A 24,301-nucleotide genomic window follows, 5' to 3' on the forward strand; every position below is an offset into this window, starting at 1 on the left:
TCGCGCCTCCCCGGTCGTCGTGCCCTCCCTCAGAGGGCGTTCCTGCGCTGGAGGATGTTGTAGGCGATCCAGCCCGGGAGGACCGGGAGCCAGAAGGTGAGCAGGCGGTAGAGGAAGACCGCGGGGGTGGCGGCCGTGGCGGGGACGCCCGCGACGGTGAGGGCGGTGATCAGGGCGATCTCGACCGGGCCGATGCCGCCCGGGGTGGGGACGGCGGAGCCGGCCGCGTTGGCGGTGAGGAAGACCACCGCGACGGCCGCGTAGGTGACGTTGGCGCCGCCGCCGAAGGCGTGCACGGAGGCGTCCAGGCAGGCGGTGAAGGAGAGCGTCAGCAGGACGATGCCGCCGAAGCCGGTGACCAGCTTGCGGGGGGTCTGCATCAGGTCGAGCATCCGCGGGATGACGCCGAACAGCAGCGAGCGGACCCGGGTCACCACGAAGCGGCGCAGCGGCGCGACCGCGGCGACGACCAGGGCGAGGACGGCGGCGCTGAGCACGCCGATGATGACGGCCCGGGAGGCGCCGAGGTCGCCGTTGGTCTGGGAGCCGGTGATCAGGCCGAAGGCGAACAGCAGCAGCAGGTGGCCGCCGAGCCCGGCCAGCTGCGAGGCGCCGACCGAGGCGACGGCCTGGACCGGGCGGATGCCGGCCTTCTGCAGGTAGCGGGTGTTCAGGGCGATGCCGCCGACCGCGGCCGGGGCGACCAGCTTGACGAAGGAGCCGGCCAGCTGGGCGGCCACCGTGCGCCAGAACGGGAGCTTCTCCGGGACGAAGCCGGTCAGGCTCATCGCGGCGGCCACGTACGAGAACGCGGAGGCGGAGAGCGCGACCGAGGCCCACGCCCAGTTCATCTGGGAGACCTTGAACTGGTCGGGCCGGATGGTGGTCAGGGCCAGGTAGGCGGCGAAGGTGAGCGCCACCACCATGATCAGGGTCTTGGGCTTGAGGCGTTCCAGCTTGGCGGGGGCCAGCGGCGCCTCGGGGGCGATCTGCAGGATCTGCGCCCGGATCTTCGCGAGCAGGTCCTCGCCCGCCTGGGCGATGTCCTCCTCGGCCTGCTGCTGGGTGCGCTCACCCGCGGCGACCTGCTTGAGGGCGAGGGCCTGGGCGGCGGCCTTGCGCTCCTTGGTCATCCGCTGGAGGTCGCCGCGGGTCTGCCGGCTCAGGCCGACCGGCTGCAGCAGCGGCAGCGCCTCGGCGATCCGGGTGGGGCCGAGGACGTCGGTGGCGACGGCCACCGCGCGCTCCGGGCCGGTCCGCAGGGCGAAGGTGGTGAGCAGCTGGGCGACGTCGATCCGCAGGGTGAGGTCGCCCGCGGCGATGTCGCCGCCGGAGAGGTTGACCAGGCAGCCGGTGTGCTCGTCGACGACCAGCAGGGACTCGCCGGTGAGGCGGCGGTGGGCGATCCGGCGCTCGTGCAGGGTGGCGACCGAGCCCCAGAACGAGGCCATCACCGCGTCGGAGACCTCCTCGTCGGCGAGCTCGTCCAGGGTCCGCCCGGCCACGTTCTCGTAGACCAGGATCGCGGCGTCCGGGCCGAGCTCGGAGGTGGCGACCAGCTGCGGGGCGCGGGCCCCGGAGGCGGCGGCCGCGTAGGCGATCAGGGCCTCCTGCTCCAGGGCCTGGCGCAGCGACTGGGGGCTGCGGCGGACCGCGACGGAGCGCAGCCGCAGGCGGCGCCAGGCGCGGTAGAAGAAGCCGGAGGCCTGCTGCTCGCGGTCGATGATGTGGACGTCGAGCAGCGGCCCGGTCTGCTGGGTGACCAGGTAGCGGCGGGTGCCGCCGGGCGCGGCGGGGGCCAGGTGGGCGGCGGACGGGGCGAAGCCGACCTTGCGCAGGCCGATCATCAGGTGCTGCCCGGTGGGGCGGATGTTCGGCGAGCCGATCGCGTACAGCGTGCCGTAGGCCACCGACCAGCCGATCAGGACGGTCAGCACCAGGGACAGCGGGGTGGTGTTGCCGTTGATCAGCTCGGCCGCGCCGGAGAGCACCACCACCACCCACAGGGCGACCCGCCAGCGCGGCCGGCTCGACATGCCGACCGCCGTCATGTAGGCGATCACGGGCGCCAGGTAGCCGTGCACCGGGTCGGTGAGCGTCTCGCCGCCGCCCGGCGGGAACTGGGTCAGCGCGTTGCGGATCTCCTCGGGGGCGCTGGCCGCGACCCACCAGTCGACGCCCAGCGAGACGCCGTACGCCAGCACCGAGGCGAGCACGCCGTCGGCGACCCGCAGGCCGTCGCGCTTGATCAGCCGCTCGACCGCGAAGGCCAGCGGCACGGTGAGCACCGCGACGGAGGAGACCAGCGCGGAGATCTTCGACAGCACGCCGGGGATCCGGTCGGCGTTGACCGTGATGTCCTTCTCGATGCCGGTGGTGGTGGAGACCGCCACCTGCGCCAGCACGAACACCAGGATGATCAGGAACAGCCCGCCCAGGAACTTCAGCAGGTCGGACGGGCGGTGCGCACGCGGGGCGAGCAGCGGTTCGTCGACGGCCAGGTACTCGCCGGCCGGCTCCTCGGCGGGTGGTCCCTCCTCCGGCTCGGGCTCCGGTGCCGGCTCCGGCTCCGGCGGCCGGTCCGGTGCGTCCGGACGGTCCGGACCGTCCTCCGACGGCAGCTGTGCGGCCACCGTTGCCTCCCCCGTGTGGTGCGCGTCCCGTCCCCGGTGGCGCAGGTCGACCGGCCGTTCGGCGGAACCGTCGGTGGCGGGCTGGTCGGAGCCCTCGTCCACGTTCAATTCGGCCGTCCCGGTCGTCATGGTCTTCGTCCTCGTGCGTCGCACTGCCCCGAAGATGCTGCCATGCCCGCCACCCGGGTGCGGTCCAGGGGCGGCATCCCGCGCGCCGGGTCGCCCGCACGGGGTGCGGGAAATCGACCGGATGGGGAAGAATGCGGCGGATGACCGAGCCCGAGGACGTCCCCGCGATCCCGCCGTACGCCGAGGCGGTGCTGGAGCTCGCCGAACGCATCCCGCCCGGGAAGGTCATGACGTACGGGGACGTCGCCGAGTACCTGGGCCGCGGCGGCCCCCGGCAGGTCGGCCGGGTGATGGCGCTGTACGGGGCGCCGGTGCCCTGGTGGCGGGTGATCCGGGCGGACGGGCGGCCGCTGCCCGGCCACGAGCACCGCGCGCTGCCCGAGTACCGGGCCGAGGGCACCCCGCTGCGCACCGTCGCGGGCGAGCCGCGGGTCGACCTGCGGGCCGCCCGCTGGGACGGGACGCCCTGACCGGGCGATGTGCGCCGGAGGGGTCTGTGGGTGCACCATCGTAGGCTCGTCGCGGCGGGCCACCCCACGGCCCGCCGCTGAACCGCCGTACGACCCTGGACCGCAGTGACCTCACCGTTCCGCCTGGTGCGCAGCCCCCTCGCGCAGCCCGACCCGCCGCAGCTGGACGCCTTCCAGCGGGCGGTCGTCGAGCACGCCTCGGGGCCGCTGCTGGTGCTCGCGGGCCCCGGGACGGGCAAGACCACCACCCTGGTCGAGGCGGTCGCCCGGCGGGTCGCCGACGGCACCGCGCCCGAGCGCGTCCTGGTGCTGACCTTCAGCCGCAAGGCCGCGATGCAACTGCGCGACCGGATGACCGCCCGGATCGGCGCCACCGCCCCGCAGGCCACCACCTTCCACTCGTTCTGCTACGCCCTGCTGCGCGCCCACCAGCCGCCCGAGGAGTACGCCGAACCGCTGCGCCTGCTCTCCGGCCCCGAGCAGGACGTGATGGTCCGCGAACTGCTCGCGGGCGGCGCCGAGGACGCGAAGGCGGGCGTCGGCACCATCGCCTGGCCGCTGGACCTGCGGGCCTGCCTGACCACCCGCGGCTTCGCCGACGAGGTCCGCGCCGTGCTCGCCCGCAGCCGCGAGCTCGGCCTCGGCGAGCAGGAGCTGGAGCGCTTCGCGGCGGGCGTGCAGCGCCCCGACTGGGCCGCCGCCGCGCACTTCCTGGCCGAGTACCTGGACGTGCTGGACCTGCGCGGCGTCCTCGACTACGCCGAGCTCGTCCACCGCGCCGTGCTGCTCGCCGGGCGCCCGGAGGTCTCCGCCGAGCTGCGCGCCCGCTACGACGTGGTGTTCGTCGACGAGTACCAGGACACCGACCCCGCGCAGGTCCGGCTGCTGCACCACCTGGCCGGGGACGGGCGCGACCTGGTCGCCGTCGGCGACCCCGACCAGTCGATCTACGCCTTCCGCGGCGCCGACGTGAACGGCATCCTGGAGTTCCCCGACGCCTTCCGGCGGGCCGACGGCAGCCCCGCCGAGGTCAAGGTGCTGCGGGTCTCCCGGCGCTCCGGCGCGGTGCTGCTGGCGGCCTCCCGCGAGCTGGCCCGCCGGATGCCGATGGGCCGGCTGCCCGCCGACAAGCTCGCCGCGCACCGCGCCCTGCTGCCCTCCCGCGAGGGCGGCTTCGTCGAGGTGTACACCTACCCGACGCCCGGCGCCGAACTCGAGTCGGTCGCCGACCTGCTGCGGCGCGCCCACCTGGAGGACGGCGTCCCCTGGGGCGAGATGGCGGTCCTGGTCCGGGCCGGGGCCCGGACCATACCGGCGGTGCGCCGCGCGCTGGCCGCCGCGGGCGTCCCGCTGGAGATCGACGGCGACGACCTGCCGCTGCGCGAGGAGAGCGCCGTCGCCCCGCTGCTGCTCGCCCTGCGGGTGTGCGCGGAGGGCCCCGACGCGCTCACCGCCGACCTCGCGCACACCCTGCTCACCGGCCCGCTCGCCGCCCTCGACGGCTCCGACCTGCGCCGCCTGGGCCGCACCCTGCGCGAGGAGGAGCGCCGCGCACTGGCCGCCGACGGCGCCCCCGGCGTGGTCCGCCCCGCCGAGGAGCTGCTCCGCGAGGCGCTGGCCCACCCCGAACTGCTCGCCCTGCTGGACGCCCCCTACGCCCGCCGCGCGTACGAGCTCGGCGTGCTGCTGCGCAAGGTCCGCGAACTGCTGGCGGGCGGCGCCAGCGCCGAGGACGCGCTGTGGGAGCTGTGGGACGGCTCCCGGCGCTGGCGCGAGCGGCTGGAACGGGCCGCCCTGCGCGGCGGCCCCGCCGGGCGCAACGCCGACCGCGACCTCGACGCGCTGTGCGCCCTGTTCGAGACCGCCGCCCGCGCCGAGGAGCGGGTCACCGGCCACCGCGGCGCCCTCGACCTGCTCGCCGAGATAGCGGCCCAGGACATCGCCGCCGACACCCTGCACGTGCGCGCGGTGCGCCCCGACGCCGTCCGGCTGATGACCGCGCACCGCTCCAAGGGCCTGGAGTGGCGCCTGGTCGTCGTCGCCGGGGTCCAGGAGGGCCTGTGGCCCGACCTGCGCCGCCGCGGCTCGCTGCTGGAGGCCGACCGGATCGGCCGCGACGGCCTCGCCGAACCGCTCTCCCCGGCCGCGCTGCTCGCCGAGGAGCGGCGGCTGTTCTACGTCGCCGCGACGCGGGCCAAGGACCGCCTCGTGGTCACCGCCGTCAAGGCGCCCGCCGAGGACGGCGACGAGCCCTCCCGGTTCCTGCGCGAGCTCTACCGCGAGAGCGTCGACCCGCGCACCGGCCGGGTGCTGGAGCGCACCCCCCGGGTCAAGGTCGCCGACGTCACCTCCCGGCCGCGCCGCCCGCTGTCGGTGCCCGCGCTGGTCGCCGAGCTGCGCGCCGTCACCGTCGACCCGGCCCGCTCCCCGCAGCTGCGCCGGGCCGCCGCCGAACGCCTCGCCACCCTCGCCGCCGCCCTCGACGAGGACGGCCGCCCGCTCGTCCCCGCCGCCCACCCCGACCAGTGGTGGGGCCTGGACGACCTCACCGCCGCCCCGCAGCCGCTGCGCGGGGCCGAGCAGCCCGTCCGGCTCTCCGGCAGCGGCCTGGAGCAGCTGGAGTCCTGCGCGCTGCAGTGGTTCCTGGAGAAGGACGTCAGGGCGGGCAGCACCGCCTCCGCCGCCCAGGGCTTCGGCAACGTGGTGCACGCCCTCGCCGACGAGGTCGGCTCCGGCCGCACCCCCGCCGACCTGGCCGTCCTGATGGAGCGCCTGGACACCGTCTGGGACGCCCTCGCCTTCGACGCGCCGTGGAAGTCCACCCAGGAGAAGGGCGAGGCCCGCGCCGCCCTGGAGCGCTTCCTGCGCTGGCACGTGCTGGAGCGCGAGCGCACCACCGTCGCCACCGAGCACGGCTTCGACCTGACGCTGGAGGTCGGCGGCGTCGCGGTGCGCCTGCGCGGCTCGATGGACCGGGTCGAGGCGGACGCCGCGGGACGGGCGTACGTCGTCGACTTCAAGACCGGCAGGACCCCGCCCGCCAACAGCTCGCTGCCGGAGAACCGCCAGCTCGCGGTCTACCAGCTGGCGGTGAGCCGCGGCGCGCTCGACGACCTGCCCGGCTTCGAGGGCGGCGCCACCCCCGGCGGGGCCGAACTGGTGCACCTGCGCGAGCCGGACCGGAAGGACCCCGAGTCGCCCAAGGTGCAGCGGCAGCTGCCCGAGGAGAGCACCCCCTGGATCGAGGACCTGCTGGTGGAGACCGCCGGGAAGGTGCTCGCCGAGAAGTTCACCCCCACCGCGGGCGAGCGCTGCGGCCGCTGCGCCTTCCGCGGCAGCTGCTCCGCGCAGCGGGACGGCCGGCATGTCGTCGACTGAGCCGCTGCAGCACCCGGCCCAGCTCCGCGAACTGCTCGGGATCCCGTTCAACGACGAGCAGTTGGCGGCCATCGGCGCCCCCATGGAGCCCGGCGTGATCGTGGCCGGCGCGGGCTCCGGCAAGACCACCGTGATGGCCGCCCGGGTGGTCTGGCTGGTCGGCTCCGGCGCGGTCCGCCCCGAGCAGGTGCTCGGCCTGACCTTCACCAACAAGGCGGCCGGGGAGCTCGCCGAACGCGTCCGCGCCGCCCTGCTGCGCGCCGGGACGGGCGAGGCGGACGAGGACGCCCTCGGCGAACCGCAGATCTCCACCTACCACGCCTTCGCCGGGACGCTGCTCAAGGAGCACGGCCTGCGCCTGGGCATCGAGCCCGACGTCCGGCTGCTCGCCGACGCCACCCGCTTCCAGCTCGCCGCCCGCGTCCTGCGCCAGGCCCGCGGCCCCTTCCCGGCGCTCACCGGCACCTTCTCCGCGCTGGTCGCCGAGATCGTCGCGCTGGACTCCGAACTCGCCGAGCACCTGGTCGAACCCGAGCGACTGCGGGCGTACGACGAGGAGCTGCTCGACCGGCTGGCCGGCGTCAAGCTCACCAACGAGGACCTGCGGGCCGTTCCGAAGGCCGCCCGCGGCCGGCAGGAACTGCTGCGCCTGGTCGAGGACTACCGGGCCCGCAAGCAGCAGCTCGGCCTGCTCGACTTCGGCGACCAGATCGCCGCCTCCGCCCGGCTCGCCACCCGGCGCCCCGAGGTCGGCCGCCTGCTGCGCGAGCAGTACCGGGTGGTGCTGCTGGACGAGTACCAGGACACCTCCGTCGCCCAACGCCTCATGCTGGCGGGCCTGTTCGGCGGCGAGCAGGGCGCCGGGCACCCGGTCACCGCGGTCGGCGACCCCTGCCAGGCGATCTACGGCTGGCGCGGCGCCTCGGTCGCCAACCTGGACGACTTCCCCCGGCACTTCCCGCGCGCCGACGGCAGCGACGCGCACCGCTTCGCGCTCAGCGAGAACCGCCGCAGCGGCGGCCGCCTGCTCGACCTCGCCAACCGGCTGGCCGAGCCGCTGCGCGCCATGCACGAGGGCGTGGAGGCGCTGCGGCCCGCCCCCGGCGCCGAACGCGACGGCTACGCCCGCGTCGCGCTGCTGCCCACCCACGCCGAGGAGGTCGCCTGGCTGGCCGACTCGGTCGCCCACCTGGTGCGCACCGGCACCGCGCCCGGCCGGATCGCCGTGCTCTGCCGGGCGGGCAGCTCCTTCGCCGACCTGCACGCCGCGCTGGTCGAGCGGAAGGTCCCGGTCGAGGTGGTCGGCCTCGGCGGGCTGCTGCAACTGCCCGAGGTGGCCGACCTGGTGGCGCTCTGCGAGGTGCTGCAGGACCCGACCGCGAACGCCGCCCTGGTCCGGCTGCTGATCGGCCCGCGCTGGCGCACCGGCCCGCGCGACCTGGCGCTGCTCGGCCGCCGCGCCGCCGAACTCGTCCGCACCGCCCGCCCCGGCGAGCAGGACGCGCTGGCCGCAGCCGTCGCCGAGACCGACCCGACCGAGGTGGTCTCGCTGGCCGACGCGCTGGAGACCTTCGTCGACGCCGAACAGCCCGACGACCTGCCGTTCTCGCCCGAGGCGAGGGTCCGCTTCGCCCGCTTCGCCCGGGAGATCCGCGAGCTGCGCCGGGCGCTGGCCGAGCCGCTGATGGACGTCCTGCACCGGGTGCTGACCGTCACCGGCCTGGAGGTCGAGCTCTCCGCCTCCCCGCTGGCGCTGGCCGCCCGCCGCCGCGAGACGCTGCACTCCTTCCTGGACATCGCCGCCTCCTTCGCCGACCTGGACGGCGACCCCGGCCTGGCCGCGTTCCTGGCCTTCCTGCGCGCCGCCCAGGAGTACGAGCGCGGCCTGGACGCCGGGCTGCCCGGCGGCGAGGACACCGTCAAGGTGCTCACCGCGCACAAGTCCAAGGGCCTGGAGTGGGACGTGGTCGCCGTCCCCGGCCTGGTCAAGGGCGCCTTCCCGTCCAGGAAGGGGCGCGACAGCTGGACCGCCAACCGCAAGGTGCTCCCGCACGCCCTGCGCGGCGACGCCGCCACCCTGCCCGCCGAACCGGCCTGGACCTCGAAGGGGATGGGCCTGTTCAAGAAGGAGATGACCGAGCACGCCGCGGTCGAGGAACTGCGGCTCGGCTACGTCGCCTTCACCCGGCCGCGCTCGCTGCTGCTGGCCTCCGGGCACTGGTGGGGGCCGTCCCAGAAGCGCCGCCGCGGGCCGTCGGAGTTCCTGACCGCGCTGCGCGAGCACTGCGAGCGGCCCGGCGACGGCGAGGTCGAGCACTGGGCCGAGGAGCCCGCGCCGGACGCGCGGAACCCGGCGTTCGACGTCTCGGTGGAGACCCCCTGGCCGCTGCCGCTGGACCCGGCCGCGCAGCAGGCCCGGCGGCAGGTCGCCCGGGTGGTGCGGCAGCGGCTGGCCGGGGCCCCCGCGCCCGCGGCCGAGCCGATGGGCGTCGAGGACCAGCGGCTGCTGGCCTCCTGGGACCGCGACCTGACCGCCCTGCTGGGCGAGTTGGAGCGCTCCCGGCGGACCGTCCGGGACGTCGAGCTGCCCGCCTCGCTCTCCGCCTCCCAGCTGATGCGGCTGGCCGCCGACCCGGACGGCTTCGCCCGCGACCTGGCCCGCCCGATGCCCCGCCCGCCCGCGCCCGCCGCCCGCCGCGGCACCCGCTTCCACGCCTGGGTGCAGTCCCGCTACGACCAGCCGCTGCTGCTGGGCCCGGACGCGCTGCCCGGCCTGGACGCCGAGGAGATCGAGGACGAGCGCGACCTGGAACGGCTCAAGGAGGCGTTCCTGCGCGGTCCCTACGCCCGCCGCACCCCGCACCGGGTCGAGGCGCCCTTCCAGCTGGTGCTCGCGGGGCGGGTGGTGCGCGGCCGGATCGACGCGGTCTACCGGGACGCGGGTCGTGGCGCTGGGTCACCGCGGTACGAGGTGGTGGACTGGAAGACCGGGCGGGAGGAGAGCGGCGATCCGCTGCAACTCGCCATCTACCGGCTGGCCTGGGCCGAGCAGGTCGGCGTCCCGCCCCAGGAGGTCACCGCCTCGTTCTGCTACGTGCGCTCCGGCCGGGTCGAAACCCCGTCAGGACTTCCCGGCCGAAAAGAGTTGAGCGATCTTCTGATCGGGAATAGGTAGAAAAGAGTCACTCAGAGCATTCAACCCGTCACGAGATCACGCGAAACCTGTGCGCCCTGCACGTTTCGCGCCTATTGTGGGGTCGGTAACCGGTCATCCCTCGTACTCCGGCCGCCGTCAGGGCCTCCCGACCCCCTGACCTCCCGTCAGACCCGCAGGTGCCGAGCAGCACCCGCACCTTCCGCTGGAGAGACCGACGTTGAGCGCGACCGGATGGATCAGGGACGTCCTCCACGGCCCCACCCCAGGCCCGGTACCGGGCACCGTCACCGGCACCTGGCCCAAGACCTCGCACGCCCTGCCGCTGATCGGCATGGTGCTGATCCTCTCGCTGGACCTGCTGACCGACAGCCGGGTCACCGTCGAGCCCGCCCTGACCGCCGTCCCCGCCCTCGCCGCCGTGGTCTCCCGCCGCACCTGGTACCCGCTGCTGATCGGCGCCCTCGCCGAGGTCTGCGCCTTCGGCATGGCCTGGTACCACGGCATCCTCGGCCAGTCCGTGCACACCGCCACCGTCGCCGCGATCGTCCTGATCGCGGGCATCGGCCACCTCAGCGCCACCCTCCGGCTGCGCCAGGAACTCGCCCTCGCCGAAGCCCAGTTGGTCGCCGAGATCGCCCGCCGGGTGCTGCTGCGCCCCGTCCCCGAGCGGGTCGGCCCGGTGCGCGCCGCCGTCCGCTACGCCGCCGCCGCGGCCCACGCCTCCATCGGCGGCGACCTGTACGAGGTCGTCCACACCCGCTACGGCGTGCGCGCCGTGATGGGCGACGTCCGCGGCAAGGGCCTGGCCGCGGTGGAGACCGCCGCCGCGGTGCTCGGCGCGTTCCGCGAGGCCGCGCACCAGGAGGCCGCCCTCGACAAGGTCGCGGGCTGGCTCGCCGTCAGCCTGGACCGCGCCCTGCACGAGAACGAGCACCCCGGCGTCGAGGAGGAGTTCGTCACCCTGGTGCTGCTCGGCGTCCGCCCCGACGGCGTCCTGGAGATCGCCAACTGCGGCCACCCCGCACCCGTCCTGCTCCGCGGCGACGCCCCGCCGCGGCTGCTCGCCGCCGACGAGAGCGTCCCCCCGCTGGGCGTGCTGGACCCGGCGGACGTGCGGCCCCCGCTGCAACTGCTCGACGTGGAGCCCGGCGACCGGATCCTGCTCTACACCGACGGCGTCATCGAGGCCCGCAACGGCTCCGGCGCCTTCTACCCGCTCACCGACCGCCTCCCGCTGCTCGCCGACGACGGCCCCGGCGACGTGCTGCAGCGCCTGCACGACGACGTGGTCCGCCACGTCGGCCACCGGCTCGGCGACGACGCGGCGATGCTGCTGCTCCAGTTCGACCCGGTCGCCATGCCCGCGCAGGGCGCGTACTGGGGCAGCGGGTACGCGGGCGCTCCGGCAGTGGCCCGGGGAACGGCGGGCTCGGGCTGCTGACGGCCGGGGCCCGCCGTCCCCCGGGCCCCCGATGCGGTCCTCGCCGTTCTCGCCCGGCCCCCGATGCCGCCCCTACACCTCGATGTCGACGACCAGCGGCCGGTGGTCCGACACCCCCGTGCGGGGCGCCGAGACCGAGCCGACGGAGCTGCGCGGGACGCCGATGCCCAGGATGTGGTCGAACTGCACGGCCGGGCGGTGCGAGGGGTACGTGGGGGTGCGGGCCAGGTCGTACCAGCCCTGCAGCCGGGTGCGCCGGGCGGTGCGCACGCGCTCGCGCCGCGCGGTGCGCTGGATCGCGTGCGCCGAGCCGAGCACCGTGCGGGGCACCGCGCCGATCAGGTTGAAGTCGCCGAGCACCAGGTAGGGCTGCGGCAGGTCGGCGATCCAGCGCCGGATCGCGGCGAGTTGGGCGACGTTCCACCCCGGCACGAAGGACAGGTGCGCGGCCACCACCGTGAACTCCCCGCCCGGACCGGCCAGCACCGCGGCCAGCGCCGCCCGCGGCTCGTCCGGCACGGGCGTCAGTCCGCGCCGCCCGGCCACCCGCAGCGGCAGGCCGAAGGGCGCGGGCGCGAACCGGCGGGCCCGCCAGTGCAGCACCGGGAGCCGGGTGAGCAGCGCGGTCCCGTACGAGGGCCGGGAGTCGTCGTCCAGGTCGGTCGGTCCGTAGACGGCCAGGCCGGGCCGCCCGGGGTCGGGGAGCCAGCCCGCGCCGGGGGCGGGGGTGCCGTGCAGCGCGGCGGCGAAGCGCCAGTCGGTGGCGCCGGTGGCCTTCGCGGCGACGGCGGCCTGGTCGGTGCGCCCGGAGCGCTCCTGGTACCGGTCGACCTCCTGGAGGGCGAGCACGTCGGCGTCGAGCGAGGCGACGGCGTCGGCCAACGGCCCGCCCGGCTCGGCCGGGTAGGGGGCCGGGCTGCCGTCGGGGGCGAGCGGCTGGCCGTGCAGCAGGTTGTACGTGGCGATCCGCAGTGTGGTCACGCCGTCGACCGTACCGGGCCGGTGCGGACGGGACGGCGGCTTGAGCCGAGCGCCACATACCCGGTATACATACTCGGTATGTCGATCCGTCACGGCCTGCTCGCCCTGCTCGACCAGGGCCCGCGCTACGGCTACCAGCTGAGAACCGAGTTCGAGGCCCGCACGGGGGCGACCTGGCCGCTGAACGTCGGCCAGGTCTACACCACGCTGGGCCGCCTGGAACGCGACGGCCTGGTCGAGGCCGCGGGCGAGGACGACGAGGGCCACCAGTTCTACGCCGTCACCCACGAGGGACGCGCCGAACTGCGCCGCTGGTTCGACACCCCGGTGCCGCGCACCAACCCGCCCCGCGACGAACTCGCGATCAAGCTCGCGATGGCGGTCACCGTCCCGGGCGTCGACGTCGCCGCGGTGGTGCACGGCCAGCGCCGGCACAGCATGCAGGCCCTGCAGGACTACACCCGGCTCAAGGGCCGCGCGCTGGCCGCCGACAGCGGCTCCGGCGGCGACCTGGCCTGGCTGCTGGTGCTGGAACAGCTGATCTTCCAGACCGAGGCGGAGATCCGCTGGCTGGACCACTGCGAGGCCCGGCTCGCCCAGCACGCCGAACGCGCCGCCACCGCCGCGCCGTCCGGACCCGCCGCGCCGACCGCCCGACGCGCCGTCAAGAGCCGCGACCGCGGCCGCACCCGATGAACCCCCTGGGGGAGCGATGACCGAACAACTCAAGCCGGCCGACCCCGTCCTGCACCTCGACCGGGTCAGCCGCACGCACGGCCACGGCGCGGCCGAGGTGCACGCGCTGCGCGCCGTCGACCTGCGGGTGTACCCCGGCGAACTGGTCGCCGTGATGGGGCCCTCCGGCTCCGGCAAGTCCACCCTGCTGACCCTCGCGGGCGGCCTGGACAGCCCCACCGACGGGCGGGTGGTCGTCGAGGGCACCGTCCTCGGCGACCTGGACCGCAAGAAGCTGGCCGCCGTCCGCCGCCGCTCGGTCGGCTACGTCTTCCAGGACTACAACCTGATACCGGCGCTCACCGCCGCCGAGAACATCGCGCTGCCCCGCGAACTCGACGGCGTCTCCGCCCGCGCCGCCCGCCGCGAGGCGCTGGCCGCGCTGGAGGAACTCCACATCGGCGAACTCGCCGACCGCTTCCCCGACGACATGTCCGGCGGCCAGCAGCAGCGCGTCGCCATCGCCCGCGCCCTGATCGGCGACCGCCGCCTGGTGCTCGCCGACGAACCCACCGGCGCCCTGGACTCCACCACCGGCGAGTCCGTCCTCGCCGTGCTGCGCGCCCGCTGCGACGCCGGGGCCGCCGCCATGATGGTCACCCACGAGGCCCGGCACGCCGCCTGGGCGGACCGGGTGGTCTTCCTGCGCGACGGCCTGCTGGTCGACGAGACCGCCCGGCAGGACGCCGGCAGCCTGCTCCTCACCGCCGCCACCAACGCCCGGAAGGACGGGCAGCCGTGAAGCCGAGCGCCTGGCGCGCCGCCCTCCGGATCGCCCGCCGCGACGCCGTCCGGGCCAAGGGCCGCAGCGCCCTCGTGCTGGCGATGATCGCCCTGCCGGTGCTCGGCGTGGCCGGCGTGGACGTGATCGCCCGCAGCACCCAGCTGGAACCGGCCGAGCAGGCCGCCCGGACGATGGGCACCGCCCAGGCGTACGTCTCCATGAACACGCCCGGCCAGGCCCTCCTGCAGAGCCCCGACGGCAAGGACAGCACCGGTCGGGATCCCGGACCCGGTGGTCCGAAGACCCCCGCCGAGCAACGCAGTGCCGCGACCGACCCCGCGCAGCTGCTCACCGAACTGCTGCCCGGCGCGGTGCTGGTGCCCACCGGACAGTACAAGAGCACCTCGGCCACCACCGTCGAGGGCCGGATGTCGACCACCGTCGAGGAGGTCGACCTGACCGACCCGGTGTGGCGCGGCAAGCTGAACGTGGTGCGGGGCAGCGCCCCCACCGAGCCCGACCAGGTCGCCGCCACCCGGGCGTTCCTGGAGCGCTCCGGCCTGCGGATCGGCGACCGCACCGCCCTGCGCGGCCTGGACTCCCGCCCGTACACCATCACCGCCGTCGTCGAGGACCCCGCGAGCCTGGACATGAACGAGCTGTACGGCCGTCCCGGCGCGGTGGTCGGCGCGCTGGCGCAGGCCGACCCGGACTCCGCCGGCAGCGGGCCGCGGAACTCGACCTCCTGGCTGGTCAAGCTGCCGGCCGGGGGCGCGATCGACTGGCCGAAGGTGAAGGAGCTGAACGAGTACGGCTTCACGGCGGCCTCCCGGGCCGTCCTGCTGCACCCGCCGGCCCGCAGTGAGGTGCCCTACTACGAGGCGGAGGCCAGGTACTCCTCCGGCCACGTCAACAAGAGCCTGCTGGCCCTCGCCGCGCTGGTGCCCGGCATGGCCCTGCTGGAGATCGTGCTGCTCGCCGGGCCCGCCTTCGCGGTCGGCGCCCGCCGCTCGCGCCGCCAGCTCGGCCTGCTCGCGGCCGGCGGCGGCGACCGCTCGCACGTGCGGGCCGTGGTGCTGGCGGGCGGTGCGGTGCTCGGCACCGGCGGCGCGGTGCTCGGTCTGCTCGGCGGCACCGGCCTGGTCGCGCTGCTGCGCGACCGGCTGGAGGTGTACGGCGGGCAGCGCTTCGGCCACTTCGACGTGCAGCCCCTCGACCTGCTCGCCGTCGCCCTGGTCGGCCTGGTCACCGGCCTGCTCGCGGCCGTCGTCCCCGCCGTCCAGGCCTCCCGGCAGGACGTGGTGGAGGCGCTCACCGGCCGCGGCGGCAGCAAGCCCGCCAACCGGCTGGTCGCCGTCCTCGGCGCCGTGATGGTGGTCGGCGGCACCGGGCTGGCCCTGCTCTGCGCGGTCACCAACACCGCCCCCGTGCCCGGCCTGCTCGGCGGCTCGGTGATCGCCGAACTCGGCATGCTGCTGTGCACCCCGCTGCTGATCGGCCTGTTCGGCCGGCTCGGCCGCCACCTGCCGCTCAGCCCGCGCCTGGCGCTGCGCGACTCGGTGCGCAACCGCGGCCGCACCGCCCCCGCCGTGGCCGCCGTGATGGCCGCCGTCGCGGGTGCCGTCGCGGTCGGCATCTACCACGCCAGCGACGTCGAGAAGCAGCGCCAGGACTACCGGCCCACCCTGCCCGCGGGCGCGGTCGCCCTGCTGCAGGGCGGCAGGTCGGACACCGACCGGTACGCCGCCCTGCGCGAGGCCGTCGAGAAGGACTTCGGCGCCCTCGGCGAGCGCGCCGACGTGCTGAGCCCGACCGCCGTCCCGCGGGACTGCGGGGCCAGTTACGACTGCGGGTTCGTCCAGGCGCTGAAGACGCCCGAGAAGCGCTGCCCGGCCCAGGACGCCAAGTCCGACGAGGAGCGCGAACGCTTGGCGGGCGACCCGCGGTGCGCCGCGGAGCGGGGCCTGCCCACCCAGCTGAGCAGCATGTTCGGCGACGTCCTGATCGGCGACCCGGCGCTGCTGCACAACCTGTTCGACCTGCACGACCCGGCCGCCGAGCAGGCCCTGGCCGCGGGCAAGGCCCTGGTGTTCCGCCCCGACCACGTCGCCGACGGCAAGGCGTTCCTGCGGGCCGAGGAACAGCCGACCCGGGCGCAGATCGACGCGGGCGACTACCGGGGCACGACCCGGGACGTCACCGTGGACGCCGTGGAGGTCAGCGCGCCGCTCCCGTTCGGCACCGTCGTGATGAGCGCGGAGGCCGCGCAGAAGGCCGGGCTGGGCCTGCGCGCCGAGGGATCGCTGTGGAAGCCCGCCGCGCAGCTCTCCGACGCCCGGGTCCAGAAGGTCGAGGCCCACCTCGCCAAGCTCGACGACACCGTCTACCTGGACGTCGAGCAGGGCTTCAAGGCCGAGCGGAGCGTCAAGATGGTCGGCCTGACCGTCTTCGCCGCCCTGGTCGCCCTCGGCGCGGCCGGCATCGCCACCGGCCTGGCCGCCGCCGACTCCCAGCAGGACCTGGCCACGCTGGCCGCGGTCGGAGCCTCCGGCGGCATCCGGCGACGGCTGTCCGGCTTCCAGTGCGGGGTGATCGCCGCGATGGGAGCGGTGCTCGGCCTGCTCTGCGGCGCCGTGCCGGCGGTCGCGCTGCGGCTGCTGGAGGCCCGCAACTCGCTGGTCTGGATCAACGGCGTCCCGGCCGGCCACGAGGACGCGGTCATCGCCGTCCCCTGGGCCGACCTGGCCGCCCTGCTGATCGGCCTGCCGGCGGTGGCGGTGCTGCTGGCCGCGCTGCTCACCCGCTCCCGGATCGGGCTGGCCCGCCGGGCCGGCTGAGCCGCCACCGCGGCGGGGGCGGGCCGCGGGGAAGCGGACCGCGGCGGGTGACCGTGCTCACGGCCGGGGGAGGCCGTGGGCACGCACCCGTCCGGGCGAACTAAAGTCGTCCGCATGACGAAAACGCCGGACAGCGCCGTCCGCTCCTTCATCGACCAGCACGAGGACGCCTTCCTGGCCGACCTCGCCGACTGGCTGCGCATCCCCTCGGTCTCCGCCGACCCGGGTCGGGCGGGCGAGGTCCGCCGCTCCGCCGAGTGGCTGGCCGACAAGCTGCGCGCGACCGGCTTCCCGGTCGCCGAGGTGTGGGAGACGGACGGGCTGCCCGCGGTCTTCGCCGAGTGGCCCTCCGGCGACGCGGGCGCGCCGACCGTGCTGGTCTACGGCCACCACGACGTGCAGCCCGCCGCCCGCGAGGACGGCTGGGACACCGACCCGTTCGAGCCCGCCGTGGTCGGCCGCCGCCTGTACGCGCGCGGCGCCGCCGACGACAAGGGCCAGGTCTTCTTCCACACCCTGGGCCTGCGCGCCCACCTCGCCGCCACCGGCCGCACCGCGCCCGCGGTCAACCTCAAGCTGCTGGTCGAGGGCGAGGAGGAGTCCGGCTCGCCGAACTTCGCCGCCCTGGTGCGCCGCGAGGCCGAGCGGCTGGCCGCCGACGTGGTGATCATCTCCGACACCGGCATGTGGTCCGAGACCACCCCGACCGTGTGCACCGGCATGCGCGGCCTGGCCGACTGCCAGATCGACCTGTACGGCCCGGACAACGACATCCACTCCGGCTCCTTCGGCGGCGCCGTCCCCAACCCGGCCGACGTGGCCGCCGCCCTGGTCGCGGGCCTGCACGACGCCGACCGCCGGGTCGCCGTCCCCGGCTTCTACGACGGCGTGGTCGAGCTCACCGAGGAGGAGCGGGCGCTGTTCGCCGCCCTGCCCTTCGACGAGGCGCAGTGGCTGAGGGTCGCCAAGTCGTACGGCACCCAGGGCGAGGCCGGCTACAGCACCCTGGAGCGGGTCTGGGCCCGGCCGACCGCCGAGGTCAACGGCATCTGGGGCGGCTACACCGGCCCCGGCGGCAAGACCATCGTCCCCGCCGAGGCGCACCTGAAGCTGTCCTTCCGGCTGGTCGCCGGCCAGGAGGTGGAGAAGGTCCGGGAGGCGGTGGCCGCCTGGGTTTCCGCGCAGGTCCCGGAGGGCATCCGGTACGAGATCGTCTTCCCCGGCGCGACCCGCCCCTGCCTGACGCCGCTGGACCACCCCGCCCTCCGGTCGGTGGTCCGGGCGATGGAGCGGGCCTTCGAGCAGAAGGTCCTGTTCACCCGCGAGGGGGGCTCCGGCCCGGCCGCCGACCTGCAGGACGTGCTGGGGGCGCCGGTGCTGTTCCTCGGCATCTCGGTGCCCTCGGACGGCTGGCACTCGATCAACGAGAAGGTGGAGCTCGACCTGCTGCGCAAGGGCGTCGAGACCTCCGCCCACCTGTGGGGCGACCTCGCGGAGAACTTCCGGCGATGACCGTTCCGCACTGGCACCACAGCCGCATCGAACGCGAACGGGGATGGACGAGTTGAGCAGCGCACCCGAGACCAAGCACCTCGCGCTGGCCCGCGCCGGGGTGGACCGGGCGGCGCACCGCCGACTGGACGAGCCGTGGCTGGCCGCGGCCTGGAGCCACCCCACCACCCGGGTGCTGCCGATCGCCGGCGGCGAGGCCTTCGTGGTGGACACCGCCACCGGCAGCGAGCTGGTGCTGCTGCCCTCCTTCGAGGCCCCCCAGAGCGGGGACCGCTACTTCCTCGGCACCGACGAGGACGGCACCCACTACTTCGCGCTGGACTGTGAGTCGCTGCCCGGCCGGCTCGACGGCGACGCCCGCCCGGCCGGCCTGCGCGAGGTCGGCGGCACGCTCTCCGACCGCGACGCCGGGCTGCTGGTGCACGCCGTCGCCCTGGAGCACTGGCACCGGCTGCACTCCTTCTGCTCCCGCTGCGGCCACCCCACCGAGAAGGCCGGGGCCGGCCACCTGCGCCGCTGCACCTCCTGCGCGGCCGAGCACTACCCGCGCACCGACCCCGCGGTGATCATGCTGATCACCGACGGCGAGGACCGCTGCCTGTTGGGCCGCCAGGCGCTCTGGCCGGAGGGCCGCTGGTCCACGCTGGCCGGGTTCGTCGAGCCCGGCGAGGCGATCGAGCAGACGGTGGTCCGCGAGGTGTGGGAGGAGGCGGGCGTCCGGGTCGGCGAGGTCGAGTACGTGGCCAGCCAGCCCTGGCCGTTCCCGTCCAGCCTGATGCTCGGCTTCCTCGGCCGGGCGCTGCCCGACGGCACCGGGATCACCGTGGACGGCGAGGAGATCTCCGAGGCCCGCTGGTTCAGCCGGGAGGAGCTGCGGGCCGGGATGGCCGCCGGGGAGATCCTGCCGCCGTCCGGCATCTCGATCGCCCGGCACCTGGTCGAACTCTGGTACGGCGAACCGCTCCCGGCGGCCGCCCGCTGGTGACCGCCCGACGACGGGGGCGTGCGGAGGTGCTCCGCGCGCCCCCGTCGTGCGTCGGTCGGGCGGCGGGACGCGGACGGCCGCGGGGGTTCCCCGTGCCCCAAATCGTGGCGGGGATGGGGGATTTCGCTGAAACCGCGCGGGCCCACTGGCTAGATTCGCTCGCGTGAGGATCCACCGCGGCGGCACCGCGCACCCGCCCAAGTACCAGCGGCTCGCCGCCGACCTGCGCCGCCGGATCGAGTCCGGCGAGTGGGCGGACGGCGGCCGGCTCCCGGTCGAGACCGAGCTGGAGGGGCAGTACGGGGTCGCCCGCAACACCGTCCGGCTCGCCGTGGACGCGCTGGTCCACGAGGGCCGGGTGGTGCGCGTCCAGGGCAAGGGCACCTACCTGCGCGAACCCTCCCGGCACGACCACCGGGTGCACGCCCGCCCCGCCCGCCGCGGCCCGCTCACCCCCAGCGGCGAGGTGTACGCCGCCGAGGCCGAGGCCGCCGGGCGGCAGCTCACCGTCGACTTCGAGGTCGCCGCCGTCCGGGCCCGCCGCGACATCGCCGCCTGGCTCGGACTGCGCCCCGAGGACACCGTCATGATGCGCCGCCGGCTCTGCCGGGTCGACCAGGAGCCGTACGCCATCGAGGAGAGCCACTACCGGGCCGGGCTGGCCGCCGGGACGCCGCTGATGCAGGACCGGCCGGTGCCCGGCGGCGACGAGCGGATACTGGCCGAGCTCGGCCGGGCGGAGACCGCCGCCACCGACCACCTCACCGCCCGGATGCCGAACCCGGCCGAGATCGCCTGGTTCGGCCTCGGCCCCGGCGTGCCGCTGCTGGTCAACACCCGGGTCAGCAGCGACCGGCGCGGTCCGATCCGGGTGGTGGAGACCCGCTACGCCGCCGACCGGGCCCGACTGCTCTACGAGCTCGGCGAGGGCGCCCCGGCGGCCGGCTGAGCCCGGCCGGGCCGTCCCCGCAGGCGGCGGCCCGCTCCCGGTCAGGCCAGCGCGGCCTGGACCTGGCGCAGGCTCGGGTTGGTCATCACGCTCTGCTCGCCGGAGGCCGAGACCACCACGACCGTCGGCACCGTCTGGTTGCCGTCGTTGACCGACTCCACGTACGCGGCCGAGGCCGGGTCCTGCTCGATGTTGATCTCGCTGTAGGCGATGCCCTCGCGGTCCAGCTGGCTCTTGAGGCGGTTGCAGTAGCCGCACCAGGTCGTGCTGTACATCGTGACGGTGCCGGACATGGCGAGGTGCTCCTTCGGTCGACGGACGGTGGCCGGGCGGCCGCCCGGTGCAACGTCCGGCGGCCCGGGCCCATTCCGGGGTGGGTGGTGGTGCGACGATCCGACCATCACGGGCCGCCTGTGGACAAGCCCGTCCGAACTGTCCGGCGCGCCTGCGAGGATGGAGGGCATGCAGGAAGACCTCCTCGGGTTCGACGACCCGCACGCGCAGTACGGCCACGCCCCCGTCGGAGCGGACGCGGTGCTGGCCGGGCTGGACCCCGAGCAGCGCGCCGTGGCCACCGCCCTGCACGGCCCGGTCTGCGTGCTGGCCGGGGCCGGCACCGGCAAGACCCGCGCCATCACCCACCGGATCGCCTACGGCGTGCGCAGCGGCGTCTACCACCCCGCGCAGGTCCTCGCCGTGACCTTCACCGCCCGCGCGGCCGGCGAGATGCGCGGCCGCCTGCGCCAGCTCGGGGCGGACGGCGTGCAGGCCCGCACCTTCCACTCCGCCGCGCTGCGCCAGCTCCAGTACTTCTGGCCGCGCGCCGTCGGCGGCGAGTTCCCCCGGCTGCTGGAGCGCAAGGTCCAGCTGGTCGCCGAGGCGGCCGGCCGCAGCGGCCTGCGGGTCCAGCGCACCGAACTGCGCGACCTGACGGCCGAGATCGAGTGGGCCAAGGTCACCCAGGTCGTCCCCGACGACTACCCGGCCGCCCTGGCCAAGTCCGGCCGCGAGGCCCCGCGCGACCCGGCGGAGGTCTCCCGGGTCTACGCCGCCTACGAGGCCGCCAAGCAGCAGCGCAACGTGATCGACTTCGAGGACGTGCTGCTGCTCACCGCCGCCATCCTGGAGGAGCGCCCGGAGGTCGCCGAGCGGGTCCGCTCCCAGTACCGGCACTTCACCGTCGACGAGTACCAGGACGTCTCCCCGCTCCAGCAGCGCCTGCTGGAGCAGTGGACGGGCGGCGACGGCGGCGCCAGCCTCTGCGTCGTCGGCGACGCCAGCCAGACCATCTACTCCTTCACCGGCGCCACCCCCGACCACCTGCTGAACTTCCGGCACCGGCACCCCGGCGCCACCGTGGTCAAGCTGGTCCGGGACTACCGCTCCACCCCGCAGGTGGTGCACCTGGCCAACGGGCTGCTCGCGCAGGCCCGCGGCCAGGCCGCCCAGCACCGGCTGGAGCTGGTCTCGCAGCGCGAGCCGGGCCCCGAGCCGGTCTACCGCGAGTACCAGGACGAGCCGACCGAGGCCGAGTCCACCGCCCGCCTGATCCGCGACCTGCTCGGCACCGGCGTGCGGGCCAGCGAGGTCGCGGTGCTGTTCCGCACCAACAGCCAGTCCGAGGTGTACGAGCAGGCCCTCGCCGACCTCGGCATCGCCTACCAGCTCAAGGGCGCCGAGCGGTTCTTCGAGCGCCCCGAGGTCCGCGAGGCCGGGGTGCTGCTCAAGGGCGCCGCCCGGGCCGCCGACGACCCGCTGACCTCCGGCGCGCCCGACCTCGCCGCCCAGGTCCGCGCCGTGCTGGCCACCCGGGGCTTCGCGGCCACCCCGCCGGCCGGCTCCGGCGCCGTCCGCGAGCGCTGGGAGTCGCTGAACGCGCTGGTCCGGCTCGCCGAGGAGTTCGAGGCCGCCCGCGCCGCCGCGGGCGAGCGCACCGACCTGGCGGCCTACGTCGCCGAGCTGGACGCCCGGGCCGCCGCCCAGCACGCCCCCGCCGTCGAGGGCGTCACGCTGGCCTCGCTGCACGCCGCCAAGGGCCTGGAGTGGGACGCGGTCTTCCTGGTCGGCCTGAGCGAGGGCACGCTGCCGATCATCTACGCCAAGACCGACGAGCAGATCGAGGAGGAGCGCCGCCTGCTGTACGTCGGCGTCACCCGGGCCCGCCGCTTCCTCACCCTCTCCTGGTCGCTCTCCCGCTCCCCGGGCGGCCGCGCCTCCCGCAAGCCCACCCGCTTCCTGGACGGGCTGCGGCCCGGCTCCGGCAGCCCCGGCGCACGCACCCGCGGCGGGCGCGGGGGCGTCGAGCCGGGCGCGGAGCGCTCCGCCGCGCGCCGGGCGCGCGGCCCGGTCAAGTGCCGGGTCTGCGACCGGACGCTGACCGAGGGCCGCGAGATCAAGCTCCGCCGCTGCGAGGACTGCCCCTCCACGATGGACGAGGCGCTGTACGAGCGGCTGCGCGAGTGGCGCTCGGTCAAGGCCAAGGAGCAGGGCGCCCCGGCCTACGTGGTGTTCACCGACGCCACCCTGACCGCCATCGCGGAGGACGTGCCGGGCAGCCTCGCGGAGTTGTCCCGGATCTCGGGAGTGGGCGCCATGAAGCTGGACAAGTACGGCGCCGACGTGCTGTTGTTGTGTGCGGGGGAGAGTCCGGAGCCGGTGGGGGAGACCGACCGGGAGCCGGTGCCCGCCCCGTCCGAGGGCGAGGTCGAGAGCGAAGCCGGGAACAAGGCTGAGAACGAGGCTGAGAACTCGCCGGAAAAATAGTTTGCGCGCCGCGTGTACGGCGCAATAGCCTGCCGGAGCGGTCAAGGGGACGAGGCCGCGAAGCTCGCAGAGGGCTTGTTTCTGCGTGCGCTGACCATCAACCAGATATCGGAGCCCGGGCGACCGGGCTCCGCGAGACGCCGAGAGGAGGCGAGTTCAGTGGAGACCAAGATGATCACCAAAGTGACCGACCTGATGACCACCCTCGCCATGCCCTCGCGCGTCAGCGCGTCGGGTCTGGGTCTTGGCACGGCCGGCGGCAACGCCGGGGTCCAGCTGTCCGAGCACTGCCTTGTCAGTGATCTGGGCAATGCTGAGGGCACCCGTGTCGAGGCAGGTCTGTCCCGTGACTGGGCGATGTTCGGCGACGGCATTTCGCTGTCCGACGAGCGACCGACCCAGGCACCGAAGGCAGTAGCGGCAGAGGCCCTGCATGGGCGCTATGCGGCCGCCTCCGGTGCCGGAACCAACAAGCAGGACCAGCAGATCTCCCTGGCCGAGGCCGCCGTTCGCGGCGCCGGAGCCGGCCGGAAGCAGGCTTTTCGCGGGCCTGGACCCTGGAGCGAACGACCCTGACTGAGTCAGTCACGGGCGGTGCCTCCAGGGCCGCGGAAACCCAGCAACCGGGTTCCGCGGCCCTTCTGTTTTGTCCGGTACGCAAGACCCACCCAGGCCCTCCGGGGCCTCCGGACCGATCCGAACGACGGAACGGCCGGATCCACATCGAAGACGAGGAAGACGCCCACAGTGTCCACGGTCATCACACCGCCGCCCCTCCCGTCCGTACCGACCGACAAGACCGTCAAGGCCGACCAGGCCGACCCCCCGGAGGTAACACTCATGCAGCTCACCGCCATCGACGAGGCTGACTCGCTCGGGCTCCCGATCCCGTGCCGGGCCTTCGACCCGGAGGTCTTCTTCGCGGAGACCCCCGCCGATGTCGAGTACGCCAAGTCCCTGTGTGGCACCTGCCCCGTGAAGGCCGCCTGTCTCACCGGTGCCATCGAGCGCCGCGAGCCGTGGGGCGTCTGGGGCGGCGAGCTCTTCGTCCAGGGCGTCGTCGTCGCCCGGAAGCGTCCGCGTGGCCGTCCGCGCAAGACCGAGGTCATGGCGTGAACCCCGCAGCCACGGCCGTCCGCAGCGGCAACGGAGCCGTCCGCAGGGGAGAGCAGCCCCCGCTGGACACCGCTCTGCGCCACTCGGTACGCATCGCGGCCGCCAAGGCCGACGCAGAACTGACCCGTCCCTTCCCGAGCACGCACCACGAGCAGGACCACCACATGAACCCCGCCGGCATCGATCCGACCGTCCGCTCCGAGCAGACCACTGAACTCCAGATCCAGAACAGGACCCTCGAGATGAATCTCCTCCAAGAATCCCTGGCGCGTGCGCATATGCAGCAACGCCTCCACGAGGCCGAGGAGCAACGCCTCGGCCTGCGGGTGATGCGCGCGGCGCGACTGCGCCGCAAGGCCGAACGTGCCTCCCTGCGCGCCCGCAAGGCCCTCGCCGTCGCCCTGATGTGACGGATGCACCACCCCGCCGGTCGGCCGTGAGGCCCCGCCGGTGACCCACCCCTGAACGCCGACGGCCGGCTCCCCGCACCC

Annotated in this window: 17 protein-coding genes; 14 read left to right on the top strand and 3 right to left on the bottom strand. The window is 75.1% G+C overall.

The genetic code is table 11. The features are described from left to right. Positions 1-29: 29 nt before the first annotated feature. A complete protein-coding gene (locus QSK52_RS06645; protein ID WP_285734645.1) occupies positions 30-2,762 on the bottom strand; it encodes a lysylphosphatidylglycerol synthase transmembrane domain-containing protein in 2,733 nt (910 codons plus the stop codon). A gap of 131 nt (positions 2,763-2,893) precedes the next feature. Here QSK52_RS06645 and QSK52_RS06650 point away from each other — a divergent pair, with 131 nt between their 5' ends. The 4 genes from QSK52_RS06650 (at position 2,894) to QSK52_RS06665 (ending at position 11,208) form a co-directional block, all read left to right on the top strand. Further along, complete coding sequence (locus QSK52_RS06650; RefSeq protein ID WP_435053175.1) at positions 2,894-3,232, top strand: MGMT family protein; 339 nt, start codon at positions 2,894-2,896, stop codon at positions 3,230-3,232. A 105-nt stretch (positions 3,233-3,337) separates the two neighbouring features. Further along, complete coding sequence (locus QSK52_RS06655; RefSeq protein ID WP_285734649.1) at positions 3,338-6,610, top strand: ATP-dependent helicase; 3,273 nt, start codon at positions 3,338-3,340, stop codon at positions 6,608-6,610. Next, positions 6,597-9,785, top strand: a complete 3,189-nt coding sequence (locus tag QSK52_RS06660) for an ATP-dependent DNA helicase (RefSeq protein WP_285734651.1) — start codon at positions 6,597-6,599, stop codon at positions 9,783-9,785. The genes QSK52_RS06655 and QSK52_RS06660 overlap by 14 nt, the downstream gene beginning before the upstream one ends. 199 nt (positions 9,786-9,984) lie before the next feature. Continuing rightward, on the top strand, positions 9,985-11,208 hold the full coding sequence (locus QSK52_RS06665) for a PP2C family protein-serine/threonine phosphatase (protein ID WP_285734654.1): 1,224 nt from the start codon (positions 9,985-9,987) through the stop codon (positions 11,206-11,208). Positions 11,209-11,280: 72 nt separating this feature from the next. Here the strand turns inward: QSK52_RS06665 and QSK52_RS06670 are convergent, their stop codons facing one another. Next, positions 11,281-12,189 (bottom strand): endonuclease/exonuclease/phosphatase family protein, encoded by a 909-nt coding sequence (locus QSK52_RS06670; RefSeq protein WP_285734656.1) that lies wholly within the window; start codon positions 12,187-12,189, stop codon positions 11,281-11,283. Between the two features lie 78 nt (positions 12,190-12,267). Here QSK52_RS06670 and QSK52_RS06675 point away from each other — a divergent pair, with 78 nt between their 5' ends. The 6 genes from QSK52_RS06675 (at position 12,268) to QSK52_RS06700 (ending at position 19,931) form a co-directional block, all read left to right on the top strand. Continuing rightward, the gene (locus QSK52_RS06675; protein ID WP_285734658.1) at positions 12,268-12,885 is read left to right on the top strand and encodes a PadR family transcriptional regulator; all 618 of its coding nucleotides are present in this window, start codon (positions 12,268-12,270) and stop codon (positions 12,883-12,885) included. Positions 12,886-12,901: 16 nt separating this feature from the next. Continuing rightward, positions 12,902-13,666 carry an ABC transporter ATP-binding protein gene (locus QSK52_RS06680; RefSeq protein WP_285734660.1) on the top strand — a complete coding sequence of 255 codons (765 nt, stop codon included), beginning with the start codon at positions 12,902-12,904 and terminating at the stop codon, positions 13,664-13,666. Then, a complete protein-coding gene (locus tag QSK52_RS06685) occupies positions 13,663-16,485 on the top strand; it encodes an FtsX-like permease family protein (protein ID WP_285734662.1) in 2,823 nt (940 codons plus the stop codon). The genes QSK52_RS06680 and QSK52_RS06685 overlap by 4 nt, the downstream gene beginning before the upstream one ends. A 114-nt stretch (positions 16,486-16,599) precedes the next feature. Further along, positions 16,600-17,997: a dipeptidase gene (locus QSK52_RS06690; RefSeq protein ID WP_285734664.1), complete on the top strand. Its 1,398-nt coding sequence runs from the start codon at positions 16,600-16,602 to the stop codon at positions 17,995-17,997. Between the two features lie 43 nt (positions 17,998-18,040). Next, the gene (gene nudC, locus QSK52_RS06695) at positions 18,041-18,982 is read left to right on the top strand and encodes an NAD(+) diphosphatase (RefSeq protein WP_285734666.1); all 942 of its coding nucleotides are present in this window, start codon (positions 18,041-18,043) and stop codon (positions 18,980-18,982) included. Between the two features lie 163 nt (positions 18,983-19,145). Further along, positions 19,146-19,931 (top strand): GntR family transcriptional regulator, encoded by a 786-nt coding sequence (locus QSK52_RS06700; protein ID WP_285734668.1) that lies wholly within the window; start codon positions 19,146-19,148, stop codon positions 19,929-19,931. 41 nt (positions 19,932-19,972) lie between these two features. Here the strand turns inward: QSK52_RS06700 and QSK52_RS06705 are convergent, their stop codons facing one another. Continuing rightward, positions 19,973-20,224, bottom strand: coding sequence for a mycoredoxin (locus QSK52_RS06705; RefSeq protein WP_285734670.1), 252 nt, complete (start codon positions 20,222-20,224; stop codon positions 19,973-19,975). Between the two features lie 169 nt (positions 20,225-20,393). Here QSK52_RS06705 and QSK52_RS06710 point away from each other — a divergent pair, with 169 nt between their 5' ends. From QSK52_RS06710 to QSK52_RS06725, 4 genes are all read left to right on the top strand, one after another. Further along, complete coding sequence (locus QSK52_RS06710; RefSeq protein ID WP_435053176.1) at positions 20,394-22,694, top strand: ATP-dependent DNA helicase UvrD2; 2,301 nt, start codon at positions 20,394-20,396, stop codon at positions 22,692-22,694. Between the two features lie 159 nt (positions 22,695-22,853). Next, complete coding sequence (locus QSK52_RS06715; protein ID WP_285734672.1) at positions 22,854-23,270, top strand: hypothetical protein; 417 nt, start codon at positions 22,854-22,856, stop codon at positions 23,268-23,270. A 171-nt stretch (positions 23,271-23,441) separates the two neighbouring features. After that, positions 23,442-23,810, top strand: a complete 369-nt coding sequence (locus QSK52_RS06720; RefSeq protein WP_285734674.1) for a WhiB family transcriptional regulator — start codon at positions 23,442-23,444, stop codon at positions 23,808-23,810. A 164-nt stretch (positions 23,811-23,974) separates the two neighbouring features. Further along, positions 23,975-24,220 carry a hypothetical protein gene (locus QSK52_RS06725; protein WP_033212161.1) on the top strand — a complete coding sequence of 82 codons (246 nt, stop codon included), beginning with the start codon at positions 23,975-23,977 and terminating at the stop codon, positions 24,218-24,220. Positions 24,221-24,301: the final 81 nt, after the last annotated feature.

It is taken from the genome of Kitasatospora phosalacinea (assembly GCF_030268885.1).
In the GTDB taxonomy this organism is placed as follows: Bacteria; Actinomycetota; Actinomycetes; order Streptomycetales; family Streptomycetaceae; genus Kitasatospora; species Kitasatospora phosalacinea_C.